The sequence below is a fragment of the Streptomyces sp. NPDC101118 genome (assembly GCF_044759445.1).
Classification (GTDB): Bacteria; Actinomycetota; Actinomycetes; order Streptomycetales; family Streptomycetaceae; genus Streptomyces.
This window is the reverse complement of the sequence record NZ_JBIVZG010000002.1, coordinates 490,989-515,739: the sequence shown is the minus strand read 5'-3', so window position 1 is coordinate 515,739 and position 24,751 is coordinate 490,989. Positions and strand designations below refer to the sequence as shown.

The following is a 24,751-nucleotide window of genomic DNA, read 5'->3' as shown; positions in this document are numbered from 1 at the left end:
GGCCTGAGTGCCCGTACTCACCCGGGCCCGCGCGGGAACTCAGCTGCCGACGGCGTGTCAGTCCGCCGGAGGGCAGGGCCGGACGGGCTAGGGGGCCGGGAGTTCACCCCCGGGGTTGCTTGGCCGCCGGTGGGCGAGGTGTTTCCATCGTCCCCGTCCGCGCCCCACGCGCCGTCCAGGAGGACTCCGATGGCCCGCCGCACCACCGCACTCGCTCTCGTCACCGCGGTCTCCGCCTGCGTCGCGGCGCTGGCGCCGGCCGGGTCCGTGTCCGCCGGCACGGCCGTCCTGCCCCAGGCCCGGGTCTTCATGGTCAACCCCGTGCAGTCGACCGGCGACCAGGGGCTGGCCGACGCCCGGGACTCCGCCACGGCGGTGCCGGAGTCGGCGTACGCCCTGGCCGAGCTGCGGAACCTCGACCCCACCGGCCGGATCGCGGGGCGGTGGGCGTACGTCCGCTCGGAGACCGGCGGCCCCGCCACGGTCGCGGCGGCGGCTGCGTACGACCGGCGGGACGATCAGTTCGAGCAGGTGATGGCCTACTTCTGGATCAACGAGGCCCAGGAGTACCTCCAGGGACTCGGCTTCGGCACCGAGCTGCGGGGCGCCAACAACCGGCAGCAGCCGGTGCGGATCAACCAGTGGGGCCGCGACAACTCCGTGTTCACCGACCGGCGCGGTGAGATCCGCTTCGGCAAGGGCGGTGTGGACGACGCCGAGGACGCCGAGGTGATCCTGCACGAGTACGGGCACGCGGTGCACCAGGCGCAGGTGCCGGGCTTCGGGTCCTCCCCCGAGGCGGGCGCGATCGGCGAGGCCTTCGGGGACTACCTGGCCGTGACGGTCGGCGAGCACGCTGTGGGGCGGTACGGCTGGTCTCGCCGTGCGGACCTGGCCTGCGTGGCGGACTGGGACTCCGTCTCCTACAGCCCGGCGCCGCACTGCCTGCGCCGGGTCGACGGCGACAAGACGTACGCCGACCTGGAGGGGCAGGTGCACGCGGACGGGGAGATCTGGTCGCGGGCGCTGTTCGACATCCGGGGCGCGCTGGGCGCCCGTACCGCGGACCGGATCATCGTCAACGCGCAGTTCGGCTTCGCGCCCGGCACCGGTTTCCGGGACGCGGCCCTCGCCACCATCGCGACGGCGCGCGCGATGTACGGCGATCCGGAGGCGGAGGCCGTGCGGGCCGCCTTCGCCGCCCGGGAGATCCCGGGCGTCGCGTAGGCCCGCCGGCCTCCTTTCCGGGTCAGGCGCGGCAGCGGAGCGTGCCCAGCGCCGGGTTGGCCGTGAAGTCCGCCCAGAACTCCTCGCCGTACTCCTGGACGCCCGCGGCGGAGATCTCCAGCGGGGCCCAGGTCAGGTCGGTGAACCCGGCCGCCAGGAGGGACTCCTCGTAGGTCTTCCGGCTGGGCGGGCTGGCCTCGAACGAGATCGGCTGGTCGAGCAGCGCGGTGAGCCTGATGCGCGGGCCGACCTCCGTCTCGCCGATCTGCTCGCACAGGAAGCCGTACTTGGCGAGGGACGGGCCGTCGAAGCGGTAGTCCGGGTGCTGGAGGAAGAGGAAGAAGTCCGCTCCGGGCACCAGGCTGCGGTGGACGTTGCGGAACATCCGCTCGACGGTGGCGACGTCGTCCGCGTAGTTGAACGCCTGGACGGCGACGGCGACGTCGAAGGGCCGGTCGAAGGCACGCAGTTCGGCGATGTCGCCGACCTCGTAGCGGATGCCCAGCGGGTCCTCGTCCTCGATGGCCTGGGCGGCGGCGATCATCTCGCCGGAGATGTCGACGCCCAGGACGTCCGACGCGCCCCGGCGCCTGAACTCGCGGCTGTAGAAGCCGGTGCCCGAAGCGAGGTCGAGGACCGACTTGCCCGCGACGTCGCCGACGAGGGCGAGGAAGCCCGGCACCTCGCCGTAGCGCGCGAGGGGAAGGGTCTTGAAGCCCTCGAACGCCTCGCCGATCCCGTCGTACAGCTGACCACTCATCGTGCTGTGTCTCCCCGTGTCCTGGCGTCGGCCTTCGGTACGGCCGCGGCCTGTGGGAGAGAGTCTTGCCGCAGGCCGACGGGGGTCCGTACAGGCAGAAGACACGAAGTCGAGACCTTCTCGTGTTCGTATCTGACGATGAGACAACTCCCGTCGGCCGTCCTGCGGGAGCTCCGGTCAGTCGTCCCGCAGCAGCTCCTCGCGCAGGCTGCCGAGGGTGCGGGAGAGCAGCCGGGAGACGTGCATCTGGGAGAGTCCGATCTCCGCGCCGATCTCCGCCTGGGTCATCTCCTGGCCGAAGCGCAGCTCCAGGATGCGGGTGGTGCGTTCGTCCAGCCGGGCGAGGAGGGGAGCCAGGGCGTGGCGGTTCTCGACCGCCTCCAGGTCCGGGTCCACGCCGCCGAGGGTCTCGGCGAGGGTGCGTGCGGAGCGGTCGGCCGCCCGGGTCCCCGACCCCGCGGAGACCTCCTGGGGGGCGTCGAGGGAATGGGCGGAGTAGCCGTTGGCCGCGACGAGGCCCTGGCGGACCTCGTCCTCGGGGAGGTCGAGGTGCACCGCGAGTTCGGCGGGGGTGGGGGCGTGGCCGGTGGCGGAGGTCAGCTCCTCCGTGGCCTTGGCCAGTTGGGAACGCAGCTCCTGGTGGCGCCGGGGAACCCGTACGGCCCACGTGGTGTCGCGGAAGTGCCGCTTGATCTCGCCGGTGATGTAGGGCATGGCCAGGGTGCTGAACTGGACGTTGCGCTCGGGTTCGTAGCGGTCGATGGCCTTGATCAGGCCGATGGTGCCGACCTGGATGATGTCCTCGGTCTCCGGACCGCCGGGGCGGTCCCGGAAGGGACGGGCGGCGAAGTGGACCAGGGAGATGTTCATCTCGATCAGCGTGTTGCGTACGTACTGGTACGCGCGGGTGCCCTCTTCGAGGCTGCGCAGGCGCTCGAAGAACACCCGGGTCAGTTCCCGGGCGTCGCAGGTCGGCACCTCGCGCGGGCAGGGCACCTCGGGCAGGCCGAGCAGGTCGGGGTCCCCGGTGCCCGCAGCGCCGGGCGGCGTGGGCTCCGGCTGCTCGTGCCCGGGGTGCTCGGCCCCGGGGTGCTCGGCTTCGGTGTGCAGGGCCTCGGGGGTGGCCGTGAAGGTCATCGTCTGCGCTCCTTGGGCACTTGGCTTGCGGTGCGTTGGGCGATCGCGGTCAAGCGGAGGTCACGTTCCGCTCACCCAGCACCCTGCCGGGCGATCGGACACACGTCAAGGGATACAGGAAATCTGGTTCGGGAATTGCTTTTCGCGAGTTGTGGCTCAAGAATGTCGGCGTGGAGAACGAGCACACGGATACCCGCCGGCACCGCTGGACCTTCCTCACGAACCACGCCCGGGTCCTGGTCGCGATCGCGCGCGACCCGGGGATCCGGCTGCGCGACATCGCGGCCGGCTGCGGCCTCACCGAGCGCACCGTGCAGGCGATCGTCACGGACCTCCAGGCGGACGGGTACCTCACGCGTACCCGCGACGGCCGGCGCAACCGCTACGTCATCGCCCCCGGCGCCCGGTTCCGCCACCCCGCGGAGGCCGGACTGGAGATCGCCGGCCTGCTGGACTACCTGGCCGGCCATCCCGCGGACCCGGCAGCGCCGTCCGCCGGGGCCGCCGTCGCCATGGCTCCGGTTCCGGTCCCCGTTCCCGTCCCGGTTCCGGTTCCGGTTCCCGACGAAGCCGTGTGAGTCAAACCCCGGAACCGGGGCAGGCGAGCTCCGTGGCGACGCCGCCGGCCCCGGTCCGGACCCGGACCGGCCGGCCGTCGCCCCCGAGGAATCGCCGAGAAAGGAAGTTGCTCCCATGACCGAGAACATCTGGGTCTACCGCCTCTCCGTCGGCAGCCTGGAGGGCACCGATCTGACGGGCTACAAGGTGGAGGCCGTCGACGGCACCATCGGCAAGGTCGACAAGCACTCGTACGAGACCGATGCCTCCTGGATCGTCGTCGACACCGGACCCTGGATCTTCGGCAAGGAGGTCCTCCTGCCCGCCGGCACGATCACCCGCGTGGACGCCGCGGAGGAGAAGGTCTACGTCGACCGGACGAAGGAACAGGTCAAGGAGGCCCCGGAGTTCGTCCGCGACAAGCACCTGGGCGACCCGGAGTACCACCGGGAGGTCGGCGGCTACTGGGGCGACGCCCCGCTGGGCCGCTTCTGACCGCGCCGCACCGCGATCCTGGAAACCGGCGGGCGTTCCGGCACCTCGGGGTGCCGGAACGCCCGCCGGCGTTTCCCGTCAGTGGCCCGGCCGCCGTGGGCGGCCGGGCCACTGACGTCCGGTCAGGCCGCCTCCTCCAGCACGGCGCGGATCAGCCTGCGCTGGTCCTCGGAGAGGCAGCCGTCCTCGACGTCGAGCACCTGGTCGTCCACGGTGATCCGGTAGTGGAAGCCGTCCGGGGTGCCCGACAGGGCCCTGAGGGCCAGCTCCTCCCAGTGCGCCGCGTCGCGGCGGCCCGAGGTGTCGAGCTCGCGGGCCTTCTCCACACCCGCGAAGCCCCCGGATCGCGTGACGGTGATCCGCATGGTCGTTACCTCCGTGGTCCGGTCGGCCGCCACGGGGAAGTCCGGTACCTGTCCCCCGCAGCGGTGGCGGCGCGTCACCGCCGCCCCCGCGCCTGCCCCGCTTCCGCGCACCTGGGCACCGCGAGGGCCCGGAGCGGCCCGATCCGTCCGGAAAGCGCCGTCGGGTGGCCGAGAGGGGCCGGGCCGGGTGCCGCTGCGGCTCCCGGCTCCCCCGCGGGCCCGGGGGTCACAGCCGCCAGTACGTGCCCGTACGGGAGTCGACGTGGACCACGTGCGCGCCGACGCGTACGACGTGGTGGTCCGGGCCGGTCCAGGAGCCGCTGTCGCCCTCGGCGTCGGGGAGCGGCGTCCAGACCTCGAGGAAGGTGCTGCCGTCCGGGTTCGTGCCCCACTCGACGAGGTCCGTGCCCTCCCACCGGAAGCTGCCCGCGTCCTCGCCGGGCTCCCCCGTCAGGTGGTGGAAGTGCACCTGGCGGCCGTCGAAGCCGGTGGTGCCGGCGAAGCCCCGGCTGTCCGCGAAGTACCGGCCGTCCTGCAGCCAGACCACCTCGTCGTCCTCGCGCAGGGGTCCGCCGTCGCGGCTGATCCCGCGCCGCAGCCATGCGCCCCGCTCCGGCACCGGCACGCCCGGCCCGCCGGGGGCCGGGGTCCCGGCCGGGACCGGGTACCGGCTTCCGTCCGGCGGCCCGGGCGCGGCGGCCGGCTCAGGCATCGGCGGGGCCGCCGTCGAGCGCCTGGAGCGAGAGGTCGATGTTGCCGCGTACCGCCTGCGAGTAGGGGCAGACCGCGTCCGCGCGGTGGAGCAGGGGCAGCAGGTCCGCCGCCGCCCAGCCGGGCACGGAGACGGTGAGGCCGACGGCGAGGCCGTAACCCGCGGGCGTGTCCGTGGTGCCCAGCCGCACCTCGCACTGCACGCGGGCGGCCGACGCGTCGGCACCGAACTCGCCGGCCACCTCGGCCAGTGCGGAGGTGAAGCACGCGGCGAAGCCGGCCGCGAACAGCTGCTCGGGGTTGGTGGTGCCCGGCACCTTCTTGCGCGGCGGCGCCAGCCGGACGTCCAGCCGTCCGTCGTCGGTGACGACCGATCCGGTGCGTCCTCCGGAGGCGTGCGCGGTCGTGGTGTAGAGGGTGCGGGTGAGCGGCACGGTCATGTGGTCGGCCCATCTGTGCGACGAGGGAACGCTGCCCGGGGCCGGACAGCGGTACGGCGCCTGCCGGTGGGACGGCGCCGTGGGGCGCGTCGTCGTGCGTAACCGGGTACGGCGCATCTCGTCCGGGGCCTCGGGTGGGGCCGCCGCACAATCTAGCAACGGACCGCGGGGACCGGGGTCCGCCGGTGACCCTTCTCACCCGGGAGGGCGGCAGGGGCCGGCCGTGGGCGGCCGGGACGGCGGACGCTCACCCGCGCGACCGGGCCGGGACCGCACCGCCCGCCCGGTGGCGCCGGGACCGCCCACCCGCCCGGTGGGCCGGCCCCGGTGGCCGCGCCCCTCAGCCGCGGCGGGACTGGGCCGGTACGGCCGCCTGCCGGACCGCGGACAGGACGAACCCGTGGCCCGCCGGGTCTGCGTAGCGGCGCACGGTGGTACGGCTGCCCGGCCCGCTGCCGGGGTCCTCGGCGGCCACCGGCCGGGCCCCGAGCGCCACGGCCTCGCGCTCGGCGTCGTCCAGGCTCGGTGCGGGGACCAGTATGTGCAGGTGGGCCTGCTGGGAACCCTCGGGGAGTGGCCAGCTCGGCGGGGCGTGGTGCGGGTCGCGGCGGACGCCGAGGACCACGCCGGCGGGGCCGGAGACGAGGAGCAGGTCCCCGTCGTCGGGGGCGGGCGCGGCGGTGCCGCCGAGGAGTTCGGCGTAGAAGCGGGCCAGCAGCTCGGGTTCGGCGCTGTCCAGGACGAGGACTGTGGTCTTGGGTACGGTCATGCCGCGCGTGTGCCCGGAGTCCGCGCCCGTACACGGGGCGTGTCCGGGCGTCAGTCCCAGGCCGGGCGGCGGGGGCCGTCGCCGTCCGGCGAGGGGGCCGGGGCCACCGCGAGGCGCGGCAGGGCGTGGGGGTGCTTCTCGGAGAGCCAGGCGACGAGGCGTTCCCGCACCGCGCAGCGGACGGTCCACAGGTCGTCGGCGTCCTTGGCCGTGACGATGGCCCGGACGACGATCGTGGAGGGGGTCGTCTCGGTGACGGCGACGTCCCAGCCGCGGCCGTCCCATGCGGGGCAGTCGCGGAGGATGTCGTGGACGTGCTCGCGCATGAGGTCCACCGGCGCGGAGTGGTCGCAGTGGAGGAAGACGCTGCCGGTCATCTGGAGGCCGCCGCGGGACCAGTTCTCGAAGGGCCGGGTGGTGAAGTACGAGACCGGCATGGTGATCCGGCGCTCGTCCCAGGTCCGCACGGCGAGGAAGGTGAGGGTGATGTCCTCGACCACTCCCCACTCGCCGTCGACGACGACCGTGTCGCCGATCCGGACGAGGTCGCCGAACGCGATCTGGAAGCCGGCGAAGAGGTTGCCCAGCGTGGACTGGGCGGCGATGCCCGCGACGATCCCGATGATCCCGGCGGAGGCGAGCACGGAGGTGCCCAGCGCGCGGAAACTCGGGAAGGTGAGCAGCATCGCGGCGGCCGCGACGACGGCGACGACGGCGGTCACGACCCGCATGATCAGTGTCACCTGGGTACGGACCCTGCGCAGCCGGGCGGGGTCGCGGGGGCCGGTCGCGTAGCGCGCGTAACCGGACTCGACGGCGGCGGAGGCCACGCCGACGATCAGCCAGGCGCCGGCGCCGATCAGGACGAGGGAGAGGACGTGGCCGACGACGGCCTCGTGGTCCTCCAGGGGCTGCCAGGCGGTCTGCCGGTAGGCCCCCCGCAGCAGGGCGGCGAGCAGCACGATCTGCAGGGCGGGGCGGCACCGGCGCAGGGCGTTCCACAGGGGCGTTTCGGGGTGGCGGGCGTCGGCTCGGCGCAGCAGCAGGTCGACGGCCCAGCCGGCGGCGGCGGTGAGCAGGACCGAGCCTCCCAGGACGACGGGCAGGCGGAGGGCGCTGTTCATGACTCCTCGGCGGGGTAGACGGCACGGACGGGGGCGCGCCTGCCCAGCGGAGCGGGAGTCACACAACGGACCGGGGAGAGGGCGCGGTCCGGCCCGCGTTCCGTGTCCGGCGGCCGGTCAGGCGGGGTGTCCGGGGGCGATGTCCTTGACGTCGTGGTACGTCAGGACGGCGGGGCCGGCCGCGGCCGGCGGGCCCACCTCGGCCGGGGCCAGGAGGTGGCCGATGTGGTCGCCGCCGTCGACCCGGGCCTCGATGTGTCCCTCGAACCAGGCGTGGGCCCCGGTGAGCAGGGGGCTCCCGCCGGTGCCGGGGCGCCACGCGACCCGGTTGAACTTGTCCACCTCGTCACCGGTCTCGCCGCCGAACAGCTCGGCCAGGGGCCGCTGGTCGGGGCCGAGGAGGTGGACGGCGAGGTGTGAGGCGTGGCGGGCGACGCGGTACGTGTGGTTGAGCGTGGACAGCCAGACCATGAAGCGCGGCGGGTGGATGGAGCACTGCGAGGCGAAGCCGACGAGGCAGCCCGCGCGTGCGCCGTCGGCGGCCGCGGTGACCACGTACACGGGCCCGTCCAGCCGGTCGGCGAACGCATCGATCGAGGTTCCGGTCACGACCCCACCGCCTTCCGTCGTGCTCTGCGTCCGGCCGCGGGTCGCGTGCCGGCTCCCGGCCCGGATCCCCGCGCGTCCGTACGCGCGCACTCCGGCCCGTGGGACCGGCTACCCCCGCTGTCGGCACCGAATCCCGGCCGCCTGAGACCCGGCCCCCGGGCGTGTACGGCAGGTGGCGGGGACGGCCGTGTGCAAGGCGCGGCGCAGCGGGTAGACGCGGGCCATGATCACTCCCACCGCCCTCACCGCACCCGCCCCCGCCGCCCTCCCCTCCGCCGCACCCGACGCCTCCCCGCTCCCGTCCGCAGCGCAGCTCGCCGCGTACGGTTCCCCGTCGCTCCTCCTGATCGTGGCCGGCGTGGTCGTGGTCGCGGTCCTGCTCGGCGCGTTCTGGTGGGGCAGCCGGCGCGCGGCGGCCCGCAGGGATCCCGGTGCGCGGCCGGCGGAGCAGTCACCGCCCGCGCGCGCCCGCGAGGACTCGTGGCAGACCCCGGACGACTCCGCACCGGGCGACGACGGCCACCGTCCCTGATCGAGGGGGCTCCGGGGGCATGTGGATCATGTACGCATGACGCACACGTCCCGCCGCACCCTGCTGTCGGCGCTCGCCGCCTCCGCCGCCGTCCCGCTGTCCGCGCTCGCCACCGCGCCCGCCGCCCGGGCCGCCGGAGACGCGGTCGCGGCCCCGCTCCCCGTCGGGCTCGCCGGGCCCCCGTCCTGCGTGACCGTGGCGCCCCTGGACGCCTCCTGGTTCACGCAGGTCACTCTGACCTCGCCGCTCACCGCGACCGTCCTGCCGGGGACCCCGGCCCGTACCGAGGTCACCTCCGGGGGCCGCCGGGTCGCCCTGCTCACCCACGGCGCCCGCACGGTGGTCGTGCCCGGCCCGCGGCGTACCTTCGCGGAGAACAAGCAGCCGTTCGCCGAGGACTTCGACCGCACCCTGCCCAACCCCGCGCTCAACCCCGCGACGCGTCCGTACTGGGGCAACTCGCCGGGCGGCGGCACCTGGGAGACCGAAGGCCCCGTGACCGGCGACTTCTCGGTGTCGCCGGGGCGCGGACTCATCGCGCTCAGCACGGACGGCGCCAGCCGCTACGCCACGCTGAAGGACGACGGGATCACCGACGTGGACGTGACGGCGGTGGCGGGCTTCGACAAGGTACCGACAGGCGACGCGTGTTCGTACGCCCTGCTCTTCGGCTACGCCTCGGCGGAGAACCATCTGCGGGCCCGGCTCTCCTTCCTGACCACGGGCGCCGTCGAGCTGCGCGTGGAGAAGGTGACGGGCGGTGCCTCGGCCGCCCTCGGGCCGGTGGTCACCCTCGCCACCGGCGTGCCCGCCGGCACGGCGTGGGGCATACGGGTGCTGCGGGAGGGCAGCCGCATCCGGGCCAGGGCCTGGCGCGCCTCCGCCGGACAGCCGGGCACCTGGCACGCCGACGTCACCGACCCCGGCTCCCCCAAGGGCCGCATCGGTCTGCGGGCCCTCGCCAACCAGGGCTGCACCAGCCTGCCCGTCACCTTCTCCGCCACCGCGTTCGAGGTCGCCGACGCCGCGTGGGCGACCCCGCCGAGCGTCACCCACGGCGACTGGGTGCGGGTGCTGCCGGCACCCTTCGACGGCACCTGGACGCCCGCCCTGGAGCAGACGGTCCGCGCCTGGACCGGCTCCCTCGCCCCGGACGCCCTCGCGTACGCGGCCATGTTCCTGCCCGGCGCACCCGCGGTCACCAGCGGTGCGGGCGCGGCCGCCGGCCGGAAGGTGCTCGGCGAGGCGCAGTACAGCCCCGCCGACGCCTACGGCGACCGCACCGTGGGCGCCGACTTCCACGAGTTCATGGGCGTCGACTGGACCTTCCCCAACGGCAAGGTGAAGACGGCCGACCCGGACTTCCTGGGCTCCCTCGACTGCTCCGGCTACACCCGCATGGTGTACGGCTACCACATGGGCGTTCCGGTGGCCGACATGTACGACGCGTCGCCGGCCCGGCTGCCGCGCACCTCCGAGCAGATGGCCGACCACGCCACCGGGGTGCGCCTGGCCCGCACCACCGGGGCCACCCCGGACGTCCTCGCCCTCCTCCAGCCGGGCGACCTGCTGTTCTGGGACACCGACAAGGACGGGGAAGTGGACCACGTCGGCATCCACCTGGGCACCGACGCCTCCGGCAAGGCGCGCTTCGTGTCCAGCCGCAAGACCGTCAACGGCCCGACGATGGCCGACGTCGCCGGTGCCTCGCTCCTCGACGGCGGCGGCACCTACGACACGACGCTGCACACCGTGCACCGGATCTGACCGCGCGGGGCGGCCGCGAGCGGTGGAGGATCGGTGGTGCGGCGGCCCGGGAGGGCCGCGCGCCACCGGTCCAGTGCGTGGAGGTACGGCCATGGAACCGTTCGACGACCGCCCCGGCCCGACCGGCGTCACCCGGACGGCGGCGTGAGCACCGCCGCGGGCGGCGGGCGCTACGGCGAGGACGTCTTCCGCCCCGAGGAGGCGGGCGAGGGGGAGCGCATCGACTACGGCGCCCTCGCCTACGACGACACGACGATGGCTCGGCTGCGCGCCCTCGGCGCCGGCCCGGGCTGGCACTGCCTCGACGTCGGTGCGGGTACGGGCACGGTGTCCCGGCGGCTGCTGGACGAGGCCGGGGTGGCGAGCGTGCTCGCGGTCGACCGGGACGTGCGGTTCCTCCCCGACCACCCCGGACTGGACGTGCTGGAGGCCGACGTCACCGCCCGGGGCTTCTCCCCCGGCCGGTTCCGGCTGGTGCACGCCCGCTTCGTGCTGATGCACCTGGCCGAGCACGAGCGGCTCGTCACGCAGCTGGCGGAACTCGTCGAGCCCGGCGGGTTCCTGGTGCTCGGCGACGCCGTCGACCTGACGGGCGACCGGGCACCCGGCACGCCGTACACGGCGGTGATGCGCGCGATGTGGCAAGGGCTGCGGGAGACCATCGGCACCGACGTGTCGTGGGTGCCGTCGTACCCGCAGCTGCTGCGCGGGGCCGGGCTCGTACCGGTGGCCGCCGAGATCCACGTACCCCCGCTGGAGCCGGGCAGCCCCATCAGCCGCTTCTGGGCGGACACGTGGGAGCGGAGCCGGGCGGCGATGCGCGCCACCGGGCTGGTCGACGACGCGGCCGTCGACGCGGCGCTCCGCTACCTGGACTCCCCCGAGTGCGCATCGCTGTCGGCCGGGATGCTCACGGCCTGGGGCCGCAAGCCCGCGGAGGGCGGTGCCCCCTGATGCCGGTCCCTGCCCGGTCAGCGGTGCGCGAGGGCGAGCAGGTGGAGGCTGGTGACGGTGAGCTCGGGGCGGGTGTCGGCGTAGCGGGCGGCCGCGAGGGCGGTCCTGAGGACGTCGTCGCCGAGGTCACGCGAGCCGGACGCGCGCTCCAGGGCGTACAGCGCCGGGAAGGCTGGCCCCTGCACCCCGTGCACGGCCGTGCCGGTCAGGCCCGCCCGCCGGGCTTCGGCGTGCAGCTCGTCGGGGTGGTGGTAGTAGGAGGTCGGGCCGTCGGGGCGGGGACGGAGGCCGGTGGTGGCGACGTCCAGAGCGTCCGGCTCCGCGGAGTACAGGAGGCGGGCGTACCGGTTCAACGCTGCCGCCGCGACGAGCCCGCCGGGGCGCACGACGCGGCGGGCCTCCGCCCACGCCCGGGCCCGCCCGCCGGCTTCGGGCAGGTGGTAGAGCGGGCCGAGCAGCAGCACCGCGTCGAACGACGCGTCCGGGTACGGGAGGTGCCGGGCGTCGCCCACGACGGCGGTCAGGCCCTGCGCGCGGGCCTGCCGGACGTGCCGGCGGACGGGGTCCAGGAGCACGACCTCGTACCCGGCGCCGGCCAGCCACCGGGCGTGCACCCCGGGCCCGCCGCCGACGTCGAGCACCCGGGCGGGCGCTGCCGGGAGGACGGCGGTGAGGAGGTCACGGGTCCGGACCAGCTCCAGTGTGCCGAGGGTGCGCCCGGACGTCAGCCGGCCCGCCTCGTCGCCCGCGTCGTAGAACGCGCTGATCTCCGGAAGCAGTTCCACGCCCGCCCTCCCACCGCCGGGAACCTGTGCCGTCGAGCATGCCACGCCCTGGCGGACGGGGGTGGGCCGCCCGGCCCCGTTTGAATCGGGGAATCCGGTGAAGACGGTAGGCAAAGTATTCTCGTACCGAGAAGCGGAACTTCCGGGCTTCATCCCCCGGATTCTTTCGGTCTTTACCGCGGCCGGGAGGAGATACCCGTGAAACCCGATCTGCGGCGACGCAGGCGGCGGTGGCGGAGGCGGCGGACGCTGGCCCGCTGGACTTACCGGGCCGTCCCCCGCCGGATGCTCCTGCGAATGTCCCTGTGGAGCCTGCGGCTGACGGGGTGGGGTGTGCGGCTGGCGCTCCGACGGCTCGTGCGCGCCGCTTTCTGACGGTCCCCGCGATGCCCTTTCCGGTTTTTCGGCACCGGCCGCCCCCTTCGTGTTTACGAATCGCCGGACGGTAAAGAAGCGGAATCATCACCGGCCTCACGACGAGCCAGGAAGGGATCATGGGAATACTCGCTTGGATACTCCTCGGGCTGCTCGCGGGCATCATCGCCAAGTTGCTGATGCCCGGAGACGACCCGGGCGGGATCATCATCACCACGCTCATCGGCATCGCGGGCGGCCTGCTCGGCGGATGGCTCGGCAAGGTCATCTTCGGCGTCGACTCCGTGGACGGGTTCTTCGAACTCTCCACGTGGATCGCCGCCATCGTCGGCTCCCTCATCCTGCTCGCCCTCTACCGCCTGTTCACGCGCCGCAAGCACGCGTGAACACCGGGGCCCACGGGCCCCGTCCGACGCGGCTCCGCCCTCCCCCTCCGGGGCGGAGCCGCCGCACGTGCGGCCGGACGATTTCGGCCGCGCCGCACCGCCGCCCCGGGCATCACACGGCATAGTGGTCGGGTGATCACCGAACGTGGCGATGCCGGGGTTGAAGAGGCGCAGGTCATCGTGGTGGGGGCGGGGCCCGCGGGATCCGCGGCCGCCGTCCACCTCGCGCGCGCGGGTCTGGACGTACTGCTGCTGGAGAAGAGCGGCTTCCCCCGCGAGAAGGTGTGCGGGGACGGGCTCACGCCACGCAGCGTGCACCAGCTGGTGCGGCTGGGCGTCGACGTCAACGCGCCGGGCTGGATGCGCAACAAGGGCATGCGGTGGGTGTGCGAGGGGAACACCGTCGAGCTGGAGTGGCCCCGGCTGGGCAGCCTCCCGGACTTCGGGCTCACCCGCACCCGGCACGACTTCGACGACCTGCTCGCCGGGCACGCCCGCGCCGCCGGGGCCCGGCTGCGCACGCAGGTGAAGGTGACGGCCCCGCTGACGGACCGCGCGGGCCACGTCACCGGCGTGACCGCCGTACGCGGGCCCGACGAGGAGCCCGTACGGTACCTGGCCCCGCTCGTGGTGGCGGCCGACGGGGCCTCCGCCCGTACCGCGCTGGCCCTGGGGCTCGACCGGGACGCCAGCCGGCCCGTCGCGGCGGCGGCCCGCCGGTACTACCGCAGCGAGGCCCGCACCAACGACCCGTACCTGGAACTGTGGGCCGACCTGCGCTGCCCGGGCAGCGGGCTGGACCTGCCCGGCTACGGCTGGGTCTTCCCCCTGGGAGACGGCCGCGTCAACGTCGGCCTGGGCGCCCTGCCGCAGCAGCGGCGGCGCCGGCCCGTGGACCTGCGGGCCACCCTGGACCTCTGGCTCTCCCGGATGCCCGAGGACTGGGGGCTGCGCGAGGAGAACGCCGATTCGCCGCTGCGCAGCGCGCCCCTCCCGATGGGCCTCAACCGGCGGCCGCAGTACCGCAAGGGGCTGGTGCTGGTCGGGGACAGCGCGGGCATGGTCAGCCCGTGGAGCGGCGAGGGCATCGCCCAGGCCATGGAGTCGGCGGAGACGGCGGCGGAGATCATCGCCCTGGCCCTGGCGCGGCCTGCCGGGCCGCGGCGCGAGCACGCGCTCCTGCAGTACCCGTCGGAGATCCGGCGGCGCTGGGGACGCTACTACCGGCTGGGCAACCTCGCCGGTGACCTGCTCTTCTCCCGGTACGGCTTCCGCCCGGTGCTGCACCCGCGCGTGATGGCCTCGCCCCAATTGATGCGCACGCTGTCCCGGCTGCTGATCCACGTCGGGGACGAGCCGGCGCGCGACGGCGTGGACGCCGTGCTGCAGACGCTGCTGCGGCTCGTCCCGCGTCCGAACCGCTAGGGCCGGCCTGACGCGGGCGGGAGCAGGGGGCCCAGGGGCCCGAGGTCGAGGTTGAGGTCTTCGAGGGCGTAGCCGTGCTCGGCGCACAGTTCCGTCATCCGGTCGTGGAGGGCGAGCAGCGTGGCGCCGAGTTCCTCCTCCTGCTCGTCGGTGAGGTCGCCGGCGTCGACGCGGCGCAGGGCCTGACGTTCGATGAGCTGGCGGACGAGCTCGACGAGGGTGAGGACCAGTTTGAGGAGGTCCTCGCCCACGCGGTCGGGGTCGGTGCGCAGGCGCCGGGCCGGGGCGCGGGGTTCGCCGGGGGGCTCGGGGGGCGCCTGGAGCAGCCGGAAGGCGGTGGCCATGGTGTCGCTGACGGCATCGAGGCCGGGGGCGTTGCCGGGGTCCGGGGGCGGGTCGGGGGTCATGGCTGCTGCTCGTGGTGGTCGTTCGGGCCGTGCCCGCCGTGGGGGGCGAACGCGTCAAAGCGGTCCTGCTCCCCGCCGTTCACCGAGGTGATGAGGGCACGCAGGGAGATGCGTACGAGGTCGATGTCGGCGATGGACAGGACGAGGTCACCGCTGATGACGACCCCGCCGGCGAGGAGCCGGTCGAGGAGGTCGACGAGGGCGACCTGCCTGCCGGGGAGCGGTTCGTCGTGGCCGGCGATCGTCATGGGCTCGGGTGGGCGGTGGGGCTGCCGGTGGTCCGGCCGGGGGCGGCGCGCGCCGCATCGGGCCGGTCGGGGGCGAGCGGGAGCGTCGCGAAGGAGTAGGGCGCCCAGGGGCCGGTGACCTCGATGCGGATGCCGGGCAGGCCCTCCCCCGCCTGCTGGACGGCGGTACGGAACGCCCCGGCCTGGTCGTCCCGTACCAGGTACGCGTCGTTGAGGACGTTCTCCCCGCTCTCGCCCCGGGTGAGGGGGCCGCTCTGGGCGGGGTGGCGGACGCGGTGGGAGGCGTACGAGGCCGCTGTCGCGGCGATGCGTTCCGCGGCCCGGGCGGCCTGGCGGTGGCGGTCCTCCCGGGCGTGGTGCTGGGCCCTGCGCGCCCGGAGGTACGCCTTGCCGGGGCTCGCGGCGGGTGCGGGGGACGGTGCCGTCGGCGCGGTGCCGGGCACCGTGTCCTCCGGGGCGGGGCGTACGTACGCCTTGACGCCGTACTCGCGGTGGTGGGCCAGGGAGGCGAGCCGGTCGGCGAAGGCCCGGTGCTGCCGGCCGAGTGCCGCCAGGGCGCGGTCGCGGTCCTGGTAGAGGGTGGCCATCCGCAGCGGCAGGACGGTGGTGCTGCCGGTGAGGGCCTCGATGACCCGGTGGTGGGCCCTGGCGGTGTCCTCGAGCCAGTCGAGGTCCTCGAAGCGGGCCTTGAGGGGTTCCTCCGCCCAGTCGGCTTCCGGGACCTGGCTGGTGAGGAACACGGCGGTGGGCGGGCCGCCGTCCTCCGGCTCCAGGAGTTCGACGGGGGCGGCCGCGACCCCGCGCAGGCCGGCGACCGCCTCGCCGAGCCCGGATGCGGGGGCGGCGACCGCGTAGACGTAGGTGAGGGTGCGGTCGGGGTTCACGGGGTCTGCCGCTTCCTGCTGGTGGCGCCGGCGGCGCGGGGCCGGGAGGCCCGCTCCCGGGAGGCGCTCTGCCCGTCGGGGGCATGGGGCTGCCCGTCGGCGGCCGGGGTCTGCTCGCCGCGGGTGAGGGTCCGCTCGTCGCGGCCGTCGGCCGCGGGGGCGAGGCGCTCGCGCCGGAGCGACTCCAGCTCGGCGCGCAGGCGGCGGTTCTCCTCCGCGAGCGGGTCGCCGCTGTGCCGGGACGAGAGGGAGGGATCGTGCTCCCACCAGTCGATGCCCATCTCCTTGGCCTTGTCCACCGAGGCGATGAGGATGCGGAGTTTGATGGTGAGCAGCTCGATGTCGAGGAGGTTGATGCGGATGTCGCCGGCGATGACGATGCCCTTGTCCAGGACGCGTTCGAGGATGTCGGCCAGGCTCCCCGCCGAGGCCGGCGGGTACGACATGGGGCCGGCCCGGGACGGCAGGGGGCCCAGCCGGTCGGGGAGCGGGTCAGTCACAGTCCTCGGCCTCCCCGGTCGTGGCGGGCCGTCGGGCCGCGTCCCGGGTCATGGCCGGCCCTGCCGGTGCCGGGCGATCTCGTCGAGCACGGTCCTCGGCCTCCCCGGTCGTGGCGGGCCGTCGGGCCGCGTCCCGGGTCATGGCCGGCCCTGCCGGTGCCGGGCGATCTCGTCGAGCCGGTCGAGGAGTTCGTCCTCGGCGCTGTCGAAGGTGGCCTGGTCGATCTCGCCGGCCCGCAGCCGCCGTTCGAGGTCCGAGAGCGCGGCGTAGACGGGCCCCGGGTCGTAGAACTCCTCCTCGGCCTTGTCGAGGACGCGCTGCGCGACCCACGCCACGCCGCGCACCGGCAGCAGCGGTGCCGTCAGCAGGCTGGTCAGCAGCCCCATGGCTCCTCCTGACGCCCGGCGGGCCCGGACCGCCCGCGGCGGCCGGGGCCGGGACCCTAGACAAAGCTGTACGGGGGCAGAGGCCCGGCGAAGCGGAAGGCGACGCCGTGGACCTGCTCGGCGAGGCTCGCCTCGGCCCGGGCGAGCTCGTCCTCCCGCTCCCGCTCGACGAGCAGGGAGAGGTTGACGATGTCGCCGTCGGCCGGGGCACGGACGGTGTGGTCCCGGGCGAAGGGGATGAGCGCCTGGACCAGTCCGGCAGCCAGGGCCTCCTGACGGCTGCGCACTTCGCCGGCGACGAGTTCGCCCAGCTGGAGCGGGAGCCGTGGGTCCTGGTCCCCCTCCTTGATCCGGTCGTTGAGGCGCCGTGCCCGGGGGGAGTCGTCGAGGATCTCGCGCAGCAGCCCCTCCTCGTGCTGGGAGGCGCGCACGTGGTACTCGGCGCAGCCCTCCAGCCGCTCCAGGGCTTCGCGGTAGCCGTCGGCACCCTGTTCGAGCACGTCGGCGACCGCCTGGTCGTCGTGGGCGGTGTAGCCGAACTGCAGCGGCAGGACGGTGCCGTCGGCCATCAGGCGCTCCTGCACCTCCTGGTGCGCCGTCAGGTCCCGGCGCTTGGCCCGGATCTCCTCGTCGACGTCCTGGACGACGGCGCGCAGCCCGCCGGCGGTGACGGTGCGCAGCGGGGCGGGTTCCGCGCCGACGCCCGTGAGGCCGTCCAGGCGGCACGGGTGGGCAGCGCCGGTGATCGAGTACACGTACACGGCCATCACCTACTCCCTTTCGCGGCGAGAGGCCGTACGGCGGGCGGGGCGGCGTCGGCGCGGGGCCGGTGCCTCCTCGGGCTCCTCCTCCGGTTCCTCCTCCGCTTCTTCCTGCTGCTCTTCCTCTTCCGGCTCGTCCTCGTCGTCCGACTTGCCGGTGAAGGCCTGTGTCACCGCCTCGACGGCACCGCTCAGGGCGCCCTTCGACTTGCCGTGCGCCCCGCTCTCGACCGCGTTGCCGACGACGTCGGTCAGCTGGGTCGGTGCCTTGCGGCCCGACTCCAGGTCGAGGCGGTTGCAGGCCTCGGCGAACCGCAGGTAGGTGTCGACGCTGGCCACGACGATCCGCGCGTCTATCTTCAGCAGTTCGATCCCGACCACCGAGACGCGGATGAACACGTCGATGACGAGACCGCGGTCGAGGATCAGTTCCAGTACGTCGTAGAGGCTCGCCGTGTTTCCGCCTCCGGCTCTGCCGACGCTGCTCGCGCCCTGCGGGACCACAGTCATTGGCCGCTTCCCTTCGCGGGGGCCGGTCCTCAGGCCGGCCGGTCGATCATGCCCCGGCTGTAGCGCCGGGTCTGCTCGTACGAGATCAGCTCGCCCTCCTCGTCGATGGTGACCTTGTAACTGGCCATGACACTGGTGGTGTCGGGGATCCGCGCCAGTTCCAGGACCTCGACCTGGGCCTCCCAGCCCTCTTCGGTCGGGCGCAGGGAGGACACCGATTCGGGCTCCCGCCCCAGCAACTGGGCGAGCTGCTCCGTCGCCGAACGCATGGCCGACGCGGCACCGGTGACGCCGCGGCGCGCGGACGCCTTCCGGCGACGGGCGGGCTGTGCTTCAGCCATGAGCCACTCCCCTCGCGGGCTGACGGTCGCCTGCCCGCTCACCCATGGGGCAAACAATTCTATTTCCGCTCAAATCCGATATTCCTTGAGATTTCCTCCTTCGGCGGCGCATAAGTCGGGCGATGGCGAGCAGCACGCCCACTGACCCGCCTGCCGAAGGGAAACGCTCATGCAGGACACGACCAAGATCGCCCTGGCGGCCGCGGTCGCCGGGGGTTACGTGCTGGGCCGGGCGAAGAAGGGTCGCCTGGCCTTCTCCCTGGTGACCTACGCAGCCGGCCGCAAGCTGGGACTGGACCCGAAGGAGATCGCGGCCCAGGGGCTGAAGCGGCTGAGCGAGATGCCACAGGTCGCCGAGCTCGGCGAGCAGCTCAGGGGCGAGGCGCTGGACGCGGGCCGCAAGGCCGTGACGGCGGCCGCGAACCGCAGGCTCTCCCAGCTCGCCGACACGGTCCACGACCGCACCCTCGCCCTGACGCAGGGCAACGGCGGCGGCGAGGAGCGGGAGGAGGACGAGGACCGGTACGACGACCGGTACGAGGACGAGGACGAGGACGAGGAGCAGGACGAGGACCAGGACCGGGACCGGTACGACGACCGGGAAGACGATCGTGACGACGACCGCGAGTACCGCTACGACGACGAGGACGAGGACGAGGAAGAAGCCGAGGAACCGGAGGAGGAGTACGAGGACGAGGAGGAGGACCGGGAGGAAGAGCCGCAGGACCGGGCACCTGAAGAGGAACCGGAGGAGGAACCGGACGAAGAGCCCGACGAAGAGCCGCCGGCCCGTCGGCGGCCCGCACGCCGCTCCTCCCCCACGCGCAAGGCCCCGGCCAAGAAGGCGGCCCCCGCCAAGAAGGCGGCCCCCGCCAAGAAGGCGGCCCCCGCCAAGAAGGCGGCTCCCGCCAGGAAGCGGGCATCCACGGCGAAGGCCTCCACCACGAAGAAGACCTCCCCGGAGAAGTCGTCGGCCGGGAGTTCGCCCCCGGCGAAGAAGGCGGCTGCCAGGAAGGCGGCCCCGGCCAGGAAGTCGTCCACCCGGGGCGGGGCGGCGGGCCCGTCCGCGAAGAAGACGGCCTCCTCCGGCAGCAAGGCGAAGCCGGCATCCGGCACACGGCGCTCCGCGCCCTCCAAGGCCGCGGCGAAGCCGGCGTCCAAGGCCGCTGCGAAGAAGGCACCGGCCAAGAAGGCGCCCGCGAAGAAGGCCACGGCCCGTCGGCCGGCGTCCAAGTCGGCCGCCAAGAAGACCACGGCCTCGAAGAAGTCGCCCGCCCGCACATCGACGGCGAGGAGGTGAACCATGGCCACGACGGAGCGCGCCGCGAAGGGCGCACAGTCAGGTTTCGACAAGCTGATGGAGGAAGTCTCGGGGTTCCTCTCGGCCCAGGCCGGCCAGCTGGCGGACAAGGCCGTGGACAAGGTCGGCGACCTCACGGACCGGCTGCAGGACTCGGCGGAGAACGGAAGCCCGCTGCCCGGGATCGGGGGCCGGCTCCTCCAGGGCGACTCGCCGCTGAAGGCCGTACTGGGCCAGTCGATCGAGCCGGTCAAGGAGAAGGTCAAGGAAGTCGGTTCGAGCCTGCTCGGCGGCAAGGGCAAGGGCAAGGGCCGCAAGGGCAGCACCAAGGCCATCAACATCGTCGAGAGCATCGACGTGGGGGTGCCGCTGCGCACCGCCTATGACCACTGGACGCAGTACGAGAACTTCAGCAGCTTCGCCAAGGGCGTGCGCAGCGTGTCACAGGGCGACGACACCACGTCCGACTGGAAGGTCAAGGTCGGCCCTTCGACACGGAACTGGAAGGCGACCGTTCAGGAGCAGGTTCCCGACGAGCGGATCGTCTGGAGCTCGGACGGACCCAAGGGGACGACCCGCGGCTGCGTGACCTTCCACGAACTCGCCCCGTCCCTCACCCGCATCCTGCTCGTCGTCGAGTACTACCCCTCCGGCCTGTTCGAGAAGACCGGAAACATCTGGCGGGCCCAGGGCCGGCGCCTGCGCCTGGATCTGAAGCACTTCGACCGGTACGTCAGCCTCTCCAACGAGGAGCCCGAGGGCTGGCGCGGGGAGATCGAGGACGGCGAGGTCGTCGTCAGTCACGAGGAGGCCCTCGAACAGGAAGAGGAAGAGGGCGAGAACGAGGAAGAAGGACAGGAAGAAGGACAAGAAGAGGGACAGGAAGAGGGACAGGGAAGGGCGGAAGACACGGCAGAGGAGGGCGAAGAGGAAGGGGACTACCCCGAGGACGAAGACGAGGAAGGCGGGGAGGACGACGAGGAGCGGGGGGAGGAGCCGGAGGACGAGTACGAGGACGACGAAGAGGAGGGGGACTACGACGAAGACGAGGACGAGCCCGAGGACGAGGACGAGCCCGAGGAGGAGGAAGAGGAAGAGCCCCGTCGGGCGCGTCGGCGCCGCTGAGCCCCACGCGACCGTCCCGCCGCCGTGGCCGCGCTCTCCAGCTCGGCCACGGCGCTCTGCCGTCCGGCTGCTCCGCACCCCGCACCACGCACCCCGCACAGGGGAAGGCCGGCGGTCGCCGTTGCGACCGCCGGCCCCGTGACGCGCCCGGTCAGTGCTTGAGGGTGTCCTTCGCCTTCTGGACCGTCTGCTTCGCGTCACCCGCGGCCTGCTCGGCCCGGCCCTTCATTTCGAGGCTCTCGTTGCCGACCGCCCTGCCGGTGACCTCCTTGGCCTTGCCCTTGACGGTCTTGCCTACGTTCTTGGCCTTCTTCCCACCGGCCATTCCTGCCACCTCCCATTCAGCGGCACCGGTGAATCGACACCGGTTCCTCCCGGCCGCTACCCACATTCGCCGGGACAACGCGCCCGGAGGACCTCCCGGCGCACGGGCATGGGGGACCGCGGATTCCGCTCTGGCGAAACCGGAATCGCAAATCGTATAATTCGGACATGGAACAGATGGAGCGCCGGTCCAGCTGGACGTTCGTCACCAACCACGCCCGGATCCTCGCGATGATCTTCCGCGATCCGGAGATCCGGCTGCGCGACATGGCAGCGGCCTGTCAGGTGACCGAGCGCGCCGCGCTGGCGATCGTCACCGACCTGGAGAACGCGGGGTACCTCACGCGGGGCCGACGCGGGCGGCGCAACCACTACCAGGTCACGCCCGGCACCCTCTTCCGCCATCCCGCCGAGGGTCAGCACGAGATCACCGCGCTGCTGCAACTGCTGGTCGCACTCGACCCGTCCGGCGCTGCGCCCTCCCCCGAGAGCCCCACCCGTCCCGCTCACCCCACCGAGCTGCCAAGCAGACACCACCCATTCGCCTGACATGCCCGTGGAGACGACGATGCACAGCACGGCTTGGACCGGGGGCCCACCGCTCCCGGACATCTGCGACCTGTGCCGGGAAAGCACCCGGGCCGGCACCGCGGTTTCCGGGCGCGCACCCGACTCCTCCTTCGCCCATCCCTCCGACCCCGAGCAGGACGGCGCCAGGCCGCTGCTCGCCTGCACGGAGGCCCACCTCGTCGAGCTCCAGCGCCACTACGGCGCGCGCCCGTACGTCGACGAGGAACTGTGGAGCGTGAAGATCGACCGCGCGATGCGGCGGCATCCCGAGGGGCTGAGCATCGACGACCTCTGCCGCATGACGGGGCTCAGCATGGCCCAGGTGGAGTCGGCTGCGGCATGGCGCCTGCACCATCTCCGCCGCACGGCCTTCCCCCGGCCGCCGGGGGCCCGGGGACCGGCCGAGTGACGGGACCGGCCCGGCGGGCGTGTAGCGCCCGCGGCCAGGGGGTCGGGGGCGAGGATGCAGGGGCCCGTTTCCCTACTCGGCTGGAGTCCCTCCGTGCTCGAACGCAAGCAGCTCAAGGGCCGTACCCAGGTCACGTTCATCCTTCCCGAGGACAGCCCGGCCGGCCCGGTCAGCGTCGTCGGGGACTTCAACCACTGGAACCCGGCCGCCCACCCCCTGACCTCGCGGGGTGACGGCACCCGCGCCGCCAGCGTCGCGCTCCCGGCGCACGGCACCCACGCCTTCCGCTACCTCGCCGCCGGCGACTACTGGTTCGACGACGAGCACGCCGACGCCCACGACGGCACGAACGGCCGCCTCCACACCTGACCCGCACGAGGGCCCGCCGGCCGGCCACCGGCAGGCGGGCCACCGAAGCCGGGGTTCAGCGCCCGGCGGGCACGTCCGCGACACCCGGCGGAACACCGGGCACCAGCCCGGGCGGAGCCGGAGGGACGTTCCCCTCGGCCTCGCTCAGCGGCGGCAGCGCGGTGACGGCGTCGGTGCAGAGCCCGTAGGTGTACAGCCTGCCGGTGCTGCCGGCGGTGTTACGACCGGTGACGTACCAGCCCTTCGGCCCCTGGTTCCACGCGATGGAGCTGGCGTTCATGGTGAAGGCGCCCGGATCCGGATGGGAGAAGAAGCCACCTCCGCCGGTCACCAGCTGCCCGGCCGGACAGTCGTCCGTCCTGGCCGTGCCGACCTGGCCCGGGTTGATGTCGATGCGCCCCCACACCACGTACGTGGTGAGCTGACGCTGCGCGGAGGCGCCGGTGGCGCCCTGCTGTGCGTAGGCGATCCCGGCCCCGGCGGCGAGGAGCGCGGCGAGCGCGAGTGCGGCGGTTCGGATGCGTTGCATGACGGCCTCCCTGACGACTGACCCTTCCGCGCGTCCTATAGCCCGCCGGAACGCGCCCTCGACCTGGCGTCACGCGAACACAGCAAGCAGAAACGATCACCCGACGGCTCTCCGGGTGAGCCGGGTCGGTGGGGGTCCGGGAGGAGGCCGGGGGTGGCGTCCCGGCCGGGCGGCGTGGGGCAGAATCGCGATCATGACTCATCCCCAGCTGCCGACCACCGAAGCCGCGGTCGCCGCGATACGGGCCATCGCGGAGGAGTTCCGCCGGGGCATCACGGTGTCGGAGGACATCGGCGCCGACCAGACGTCGCGCCGCACCTCGGCCGGCGTCTTCACCGTCGTCGATCCCGACGGCTCGTTGCCGCACGAGGCGTTCGTCGAACTCGCCGGCGCCCCCGCCGTGGGCGTCCGCCTCTTCCCCGAGGACGACGCCAAGATCACCGTGGACGGCGTCGAGTTCCACGACGTCCCCCGCGACGCGGTCCCCGCGTTCCTCCGGTCCGTGTACACCGGGCTCGCGCACACCAAGGCGCGCCTGTTCCCGCCGGGCCACTGGCTCGTCGTACCGGTGCCGGGCGACGAGACGTACCGGGAGCTGATCGCCCCCACCACGCTCACCCCCTGGCTCGCACGCGGCGTCCGCGGCACGTGACGACGGCGGGGGTAGGGTGCGGGCGTGGTCGAGCACTCGCGTGATCTCGTCGGGTACGGCGCGGAGCCGCCGCACGCCGCCTGGCCCGGGGGTGCCCGGGTCGCCGTGAGCCTGGTCCTCAACTACGAGGAGGGCGGCGAGCGGAGCGTCCTGGAGGGCGACGCCACCTCGGAGGGCTACCTCCACGAGATCGTCGGCGCGCCGCCCGTGGAGGGCGGGCGCGACTTGAACGTCGAGTCGATGTTCGCGTACGGCTCGCGCGCCGGGTTCTGGCGCGTCCACCGGACGGTCACCGCGCACGGGGTGCCGCTCACCGTCCACGCCGTGGGCCGGGCCCTCGAACGCAACCCGGACGCGGCACGTGCGATGGGCGCGGCCGGCTGGGAGGTGGCCGGCCACGGCTGGCGGTGGATCGACTACCGGCACGTGCCCGAGGACACCGAACGCGCCGACATCGCGCGTACGGTCGCGACGGTCGAGCGGCTCGTGGGCCGCCGCCCGGTGGGCTGGTACACCGGCCGGACGAGCCCGCGGACCCGGCGGCTGGTCGCCGAGGAGGGCGGCTTCCTCTACGACTCGGACGACTACTCCGACGACGTGCCGTTCTACGCCGAGGCGGCCGGCCGCCCGCACCTGGTCCTCCCGTACAGCCTGGACGCGAACGACTTCAAGTTCCTGATCCTGAACGGCTTCTCGACCGCCGACGACCTCCTCGCGTACCTGGTCGACACCTTCGAGGCGCTGCACGCGGAGGGCGCCAAGCGTCCGCGGATGATGAGCGTCGGGCTGCACTGCCGGATCATCGGCAGGCCGGGCCGCATCCGGGCCCTGGACGGCTTCCTGAGGCACGTGGCGCAGCGGGGCGGGGCCTGGGTCGCGACGCGCGAGCAGATCGCGCGCCACTGGCTCGCCACGCACCCGCCGCGGGGCTGACGGACTCCGCGGGGCCGGCCGGCCTTCCGCCCGGCGGGCCACCGGCGGGGTGGCCACCCGGCCGGCGCTCGCGGGCCGGGCGG

The 24,751-nt window shown here is 73.8% G+C and carries 34 protein-coding genes and 1 riboswitch; of the genes, 15 read left to right on the top strand and 19 right to left on the bottom strand.

All coding sequences use genetic code 11. The annotated features are described in order from the left end of the window. Positions 1 to 189: 189 nt before the first annotated feature. Positions 190 to 1,227 carry a M4 family metallopeptidase gene (locus tag ACIQUQ_RS05295; protein ID WP_403971519.1) on the top strand — a complete coding sequence of 346 codons (1,038 nt, stop codon included), beginning with the start codon at positions 190 to 192 and terminating at the stop codon, positions 1,225 to 1,227. Between the two features lie 22 nt (positions 1,228 to 1,249). On the opposite strand, the gene ACIQUQ_RS05290 is transcribed toward ACIQUQ_RS05295, so the two are convergent. Further along, complete coding sequence (locus ACIQUQ_RS05290) at positions 1,250 to 1,987, bottom strand: class I SAM-dependent methyltransferase (RefSeq protein WP_403971517.1); 738 nt, start codon at positions 1,985 to 1,987, stop codon at positions 1,250 to 1,252. A gap of 177 nt (positions 1,988 to 2,164) precedes the next feature. Next, complete coding sequence (locus ACIQUQ_RS05285) at positions 2,165 to 3,124, bottom strand: SigB/SigF/SigG family RNA polymerase sigma factor (protein WP_403971515.1); 960 nt, start codon at positions 3,122 to 3,124, stop codon at positions 2,165 to 2,167. A 149-nt stretch (positions 3,125 to 3,273) separates the two neighbouring features. Between ACIQUQ_RS05285 and ACIQUQ_RS05280 the strand changes: the two genes are divergently transcribed. Both ACIQUQ_RS05280 and ACIQUQ_RS05275 read left to right on the top strand, forming a co-directional pair. Then, positions 3,274 to 3,702, top strand: a complete 429-nt coding sequence (locus ACIQUQ_RS05280; protein ID WP_403971513.1) for a helix-turn-helix transcriptional regulator — start codon at positions 3,274 to 3,276, stop codon at positions 3,700 to 3,702. 115 nt (positions 3,703 to 3,817) lie between these two features. Then, positions 3,818 to 4,177: a PRC-barrel domain-containing protein gene (locus ACIQUQ_RS05275; protein ID WP_403971511.1), complete on the top strand. Its 360-nt coding sequence runs from the start codon at positions 3,818 to 3,820 to the stop codon at positions 4,175 to 4,177. Between the two features lie 122 nt (positions 4,178 to 4,299). Here the strand turns inward: ACIQUQ_RS05275 and ACIQUQ_RS05270 are convergent, their stop codons facing one another. From ACIQUQ_RS05270 to ACIQUQ_RS05245, 6 genes are all read right to left on the bottom strand, one after another. After that, a complete protein-coding gene (locus tag ACIQUQ_RS05270) occupies positions 4,300 to 4,542 on the bottom strand; it encodes a protealysin inhibitor emfourin (protein WP_403971509.1) in 243 nt (80 codons plus the stop codon). 226 nt (positions 4,543 to 4,768) lie between these two features. Beyond that, positions 4,769 to 5,254, bottom strand: a complete 486-nt coding sequence (locus ACIQUQ_RS05265; protein ID WP_403971507.1) for a hypothetical protein — start codon at positions 5,252 to 5,254, stop codon at positions 4,769 to 4,771. After that, positions 5,247 to 5,693, bottom strand: coding sequence for an Ohr family peroxiredoxin (locus ACIQUQ_RS05260; RefSeq protein WP_403971505.1), 447 nt, complete (start codon positions 5,691 to 5,693; stop codon positions 5,247 to 5,249). The genes ACIQUQ_RS05265 and ACIQUQ_RS05260 overlap by 8 nt, the downstream gene beginning before the upstream one ends. Positions 5,694 to 5,776: 83 nt before the next feature. Next, positions 5,777 to 5,838: riboswitch (guanidine-III (ykkC-III) riboswitch) on the bottom strand. Between the two features lie 195 nt (positions 5,839 to 6,033). Continuing rightward, on the bottom strand, positions 6,034 to 6,462 hold the full coding sequence (locus ACIQUQ_RS05255) for a VOC family protein (protein ID WP_403971503.1): 429 nt from the start codon (positions 6,460 to 6,462) through the stop codon (positions 6,034 to 6,036). 50 nt (positions 6,463 to 6,512) lie between these two features. After that, complete coding sequence (locus tag ACIQUQ_RS05250; RefSeq protein ID WP_403971501.1) at positions 6,513 to 7,586, bottom strand: mechanosensitive ion channel family protein; 1,074 nt, start codon at positions 7,584 to 7,586, stop codon at positions 6,513 to 6,515. A 117-nt stretch (positions 7,587 to 7,703) separates the two neighbouring features. Then, positions 7,704 to 8,195, bottom strand: a complete 492-nt coding sequence (locus tag ACIQUQ_RS05245; RefSeq protein WP_403971499.1) for a flavin reductase family protein — start codon at positions 8,193 to 8,195, stop codon at positions 7,704 to 7,706. A gap of 223 nt (positions 8,196 to 8,418) precedes the next feature. On the opposite strand from ACIQUQ_RS05245, the gene ACIQUQ_RS05240 reads away from it, so the two are divergent. The 3 genes from ACIQUQ_RS05240 to ACIQUQ_RS05230 all read left to right on the top strand — a co-directional run bounded on the left by ACIQUQ_RS05240 (position 8,419) and on the right by ACIQUQ_RS05230 (position 11,448). Beyond that, positions 8,419 to 8,727: a DUF6479 family protein gene (locus ACIQUQ_RS05240; protein ID WP_403971497.1), complete on the top strand. Its 309-nt coding sequence runs from the start codon at positions 8,419 to 8,421 to the stop codon at positions 8,725 to 8,727. A gap of 36 nt (positions 8,728 to 8,763) precedes the next feature. Beyond that, positions 8,764 to 10,494, top strand: a complete 1,731-nt coding sequence (locus tag ACIQUQ_RS05235; RefSeq protein WP_403971495.1) for an NlpC/P60 family protein — start codon at positions 8,764 to 8,766, stop codon at positions 10,492 to 10,494. A gap of 144 nt (positions 10,495 to 10,638) precedes the next feature. Further along, on the top strand, positions 10,639 to 11,448 hold the full coding sequence (locus tag ACIQUQ_RS05230; protein ID WP_403971493.1) for a class I SAM-dependent methyltransferase: 810 nt from the start codon (positions 10,639 to 10,641) through the stop codon (positions 11,446 to 11,448). Between the two features lie 17 nt (positions 11,449 to 11,465). Here ACIQUQ_RS05230 and ACIQUQ_RS05225 read toward each other — a convergent pair whose 3' ends face one another. Further along, positions 11,466 to 12,233, bottom strand: coding sequence for a class I SAM-dependent methyltransferase (locus ACIQUQ_RS05225; protein ID WP_403971491.1), 768 nt, complete (start codon positions 12,231 to 12,233; stop codon positions 11,466 to 11,468). 494 nt (positions 12,234 to 12,727) lie between these two features. Here ACIQUQ_RS05225 and ACIQUQ_RS05220 point away from each other — a divergent pair, with 494 nt between their 5' ends. Together ACIQUQ_RS05220 and ACIQUQ_RS05215 are read left to right on the top strand one after the other, a co-directional pair. Beyond that, positions 12,728 to 12,994, top strand: a complete 267-nt coding sequence (locus ACIQUQ_RS05220; protein ID WP_403971489.1) for a GlsB/YeaQ/YmgE family stress response membrane protein — start codon at positions 12,728 to 12,730, stop codon at positions 12,992 to 12,994. Between the two features lie 132 nt (positions 12,995 to 13,126). Next, the gene (locus ACIQUQ_RS05215; protein ID WP_403971487.1) at positions 13,127 to 14,419 is read left to right on the top strand and encodes a geranylgeranyl reductase family protein; all 1,293 of its coding nucleotides are present in this window, start codon (positions 13,127 to 13,129) and stop codon (positions 14,417 to 14,419) included. Here the strand turns inward: ACIQUQ_RS05215 and ACIQUQ_RS05210 are convergent. From ACIQUQ_RS05210 to ACIQUQ_RS05175, 8 genes are all read right to left on the bottom strand, one after another. Further along, the gene (locus tag ACIQUQ_RS05210; RefSeq protein WP_403971485.1) at positions 14,416 to 14,826 is read right to left on the bottom strand and encodes a gas vesicle protein K; all 411 of its coding nucleotides are present in this window, start codon (positions 14,824 to 14,826) and stop codon (positions 14,416 to 14,418) included. The genes ACIQUQ_RS05215 and ACIQUQ_RS05210 overlap by 4 nt on opposite strands. Further along, positions 14,823 to 15,074, bottom strand: coding sequence for a gas vesicle protein (locus ACIQUQ_RS05205; RefSeq protein WP_403971483.1), 252 nt, complete (start codon positions 15,072 to 15,074; stop codon positions 14,823 to 14,825). Before ACIQUQ_RS05205 ends, ACIQUQ_RS05210 begins: the two co-directional genes overlap by 4 nt. Beyond that, positions 15,071 to 15,958, bottom strand: a complete 888-nt coding sequence (locus ACIQUQ_RS05200) for a GvpL/GvpF family gas vesicle protein (protein WP_403971481.1) — start codon at positions 15,956 to 15,958, stop codon at positions 15,071 to 15,073. Before ACIQUQ_RS05200 ends, ACIQUQ_RS05205 begins: the two co-directional genes overlap by 4 nt. Further along, positions 15,955 to 16,458, bottom strand: a complete 504-nt coding sequence (gvpJ, locus tag ACIQUQ_RS05195) for a gas vesicle protein GvpJ (RefSeq protein ID WP_403971479.1) — start codon at positions 16,456 to 16,458, stop codon at positions 15,955 to 15,957. Before gvpJ (ACIQUQ_RS05195) ends, ACIQUQ_RS05200 begins: the two co-directional genes overlap by 4 nt. A 138-nt stretch (positions 16,459 to 16,596) precedes the next feature. Then, positions 16,597 to 16,845, bottom strand: a complete 249-nt coding sequence (locus ACIQUQ_RS05190; protein ID WP_403971477.1) for a gas vesicle protein GvpG — start codon at positions 16,843 to 16,845, stop codon at positions 16,597 to 16,599. Positions 16,846 to 16,901: 56 nt separating this feature from the next. Next, positions 16,902 to 17,612 (bottom strand): GvpL/GvpF family gas vesicle protein, encoded by a 711-nt coding sequence (locus tag ACIQUQ_RS05185; RefSeq protein ID WP_403971475.1) that lies wholly within the window; start codon positions 17,610 to 17,612, stop codon positions 16,902 to 16,904. Between the two features lie 3 nt (positions 17,613 to 17,615). Then, positions 17,616 to 18,116 (bottom strand): gas vesicle protein GvpJ, encoded by a 501-nt coding sequence (gene gvpJ, locus ACIQUQ_RS05180; RefSeq protein WP_403971473.1) that lies wholly within the window; start codon positions 18,114 to 18,116, stop codon positions 17,616 to 17,618. A 29-nt stretch (positions 18,117 to 18,145) separates the two neighbouring features. Beyond that, entirely contained in the window at positions 18,146 to 18,457 is a 312-nt protein-coding gene (locus tag ACIQUQ_RS05175; RefSeq protein WP_403971471.1) for a gas vesicle protein, read from the bottom strand. Positions 18,458 to 18,626: 169 nt separating this feature from the next. On the opposite strand from ACIQUQ_RS05175, the gene ACIQUQ_RS05170 reads away from it, so the two are divergent. Further along, the gene (locus ACIQUQ_RS05170) at positions 18,627 to 19,757 is read left to right on the top strand and encodes a histone protein (RefSeq protein ID WP_403971469.1); all 1,131 of its coding nucleotides are present in this window, start codon (positions 18,627 to 18,629) and stop codon (positions 19,755 to 19,757) included. Positions 19,758 to 19,760: 3 nt separating this feature from the next. Then, positions 19,761 to 20,882, top strand: coding sequence for an SRPBCC family protein (locus ACIQUQ_RS05165; protein ID WP_403971467.1), 1,122 nt, complete (start codon positions 19,761 to 19,763; stop codon positions 20,880 to 20,882). Positions 20,883 to 21,033: 151 nt separating this feature from the next. On the opposite strand, the gene ACIQUQ_RS05160 is transcribed toward ACIQUQ_RS05165, so the two are convergent. After that, complete coding sequence (locus tag ACIQUQ_RS05160) at positions 21,034 to 21,207, bottom strand: CsbD family protein (protein ID WP_403971465.1); 174 nt, start codon at positions 21,205 to 21,207, stop codon at positions 21,034 to 21,036. A gap of 167 nt (positions 21,208 to 21,374) precedes the next feature. On the opposite strand from ACIQUQ_RS05160, the gene ACIQUQ_RS05155 reads away from it, so the two are divergent. The 3 genes from ACIQUQ_RS05155 to ACIQUQ_RS05145 all read left to right on the top strand — a co-directional run bounded on the left by ACIQUQ_RS05155 (position 21,375) and on the right by ACIQUQ_RS05145 (position 22,554). Beyond that, entirely contained in the window at positions 21,375 to 21,755 is a 381-nt protein-coding gene (locus ACIQUQ_RS05155; RefSeq protein ID WP_403971463.1) for an AsnC family transcriptional regulator, read from the top strand. A 19-nt stretch (positions 21,756 to 21,774) separates the two neighbouring features. Further along, positions 21,775 to 22,185 (top strand): hypothetical protein, encoded by a 411-nt coding sequence (locus ACIQUQ_RS05150; RefSeq protein WP_403971461.1) that lies wholly within the window; start codon positions 21,775 to 21,777, stop codon positions 22,183 to 22,185. A gap of 93 nt (positions 22,186 to 22,278) precedes the next feature. Further along, positions 22,279 to 22,554 carry an isoamylase early set domain-containing protein gene (locus tag ACIQUQ_RS05145; RefSeq protein ID WP_403971459.1) on the top strand — a complete coding sequence of 92 codons (276 nt, stop codon included), beginning with the start codon at positions 22,279 to 22,281 and terminating at the stop codon, positions 22,552 to 22,554. 55 nt (positions 22,555 to 22,609) lie between these two features. On the opposite strand, the gene ACIQUQ_RS05140 is transcribed toward ACIQUQ_RS05145, so the two are convergent. Beyond that, positions 22,610 to 23,083 (bottom strand): hypothetical protein, encoded by a 474-nt coding sequence (locus tag ACIQUQ_RS05140; RefSeq protein WP_403971457.1) that lies wholly within the window; start codon positions 23,081 to 23,083, stop codon positions 22,610 to 22,612. A gap of 193 nt (positions 23,084 to 23,276) precedes the next feature. Here ACIQUQ_RS05140 and ACIQUQ_RS05135 point away from each other — a divergent pair, with 193 nt between their 5' ends. Both ACIQUQ_RS05135 and puuE read left to right on the top strand, forming a co-directional pair. Continuing rightward, positions 23,277 to 23,735 carry a hypothetical protein gene (locus ACIQUQ_RS05135; protein ID WP_403971455.1) on the top strand — a complete coding sequence of 153 codons (459 nt, stop codon included), beginning with the start codon at positions 23,277 to 23,279 and terminating at the stop codon, positions 23,733 to 23,735. 24 nt (positions 23,736 to 23,759) lie between these two features. Beyond that, positions 23,760 to 24,668, top strand: a complete 909-nt coding sequence (puuE, locus tag ACIQUQ_RS05130; RefSeq protein ID WP_403971453.1) for an allantoinase PuuE — start codon at positions 23,760 to 23,762, stop codon at positions 24,666 to 24,668. Positions 24,669 to 24,751: the final 83 nt, after the last annotated feature.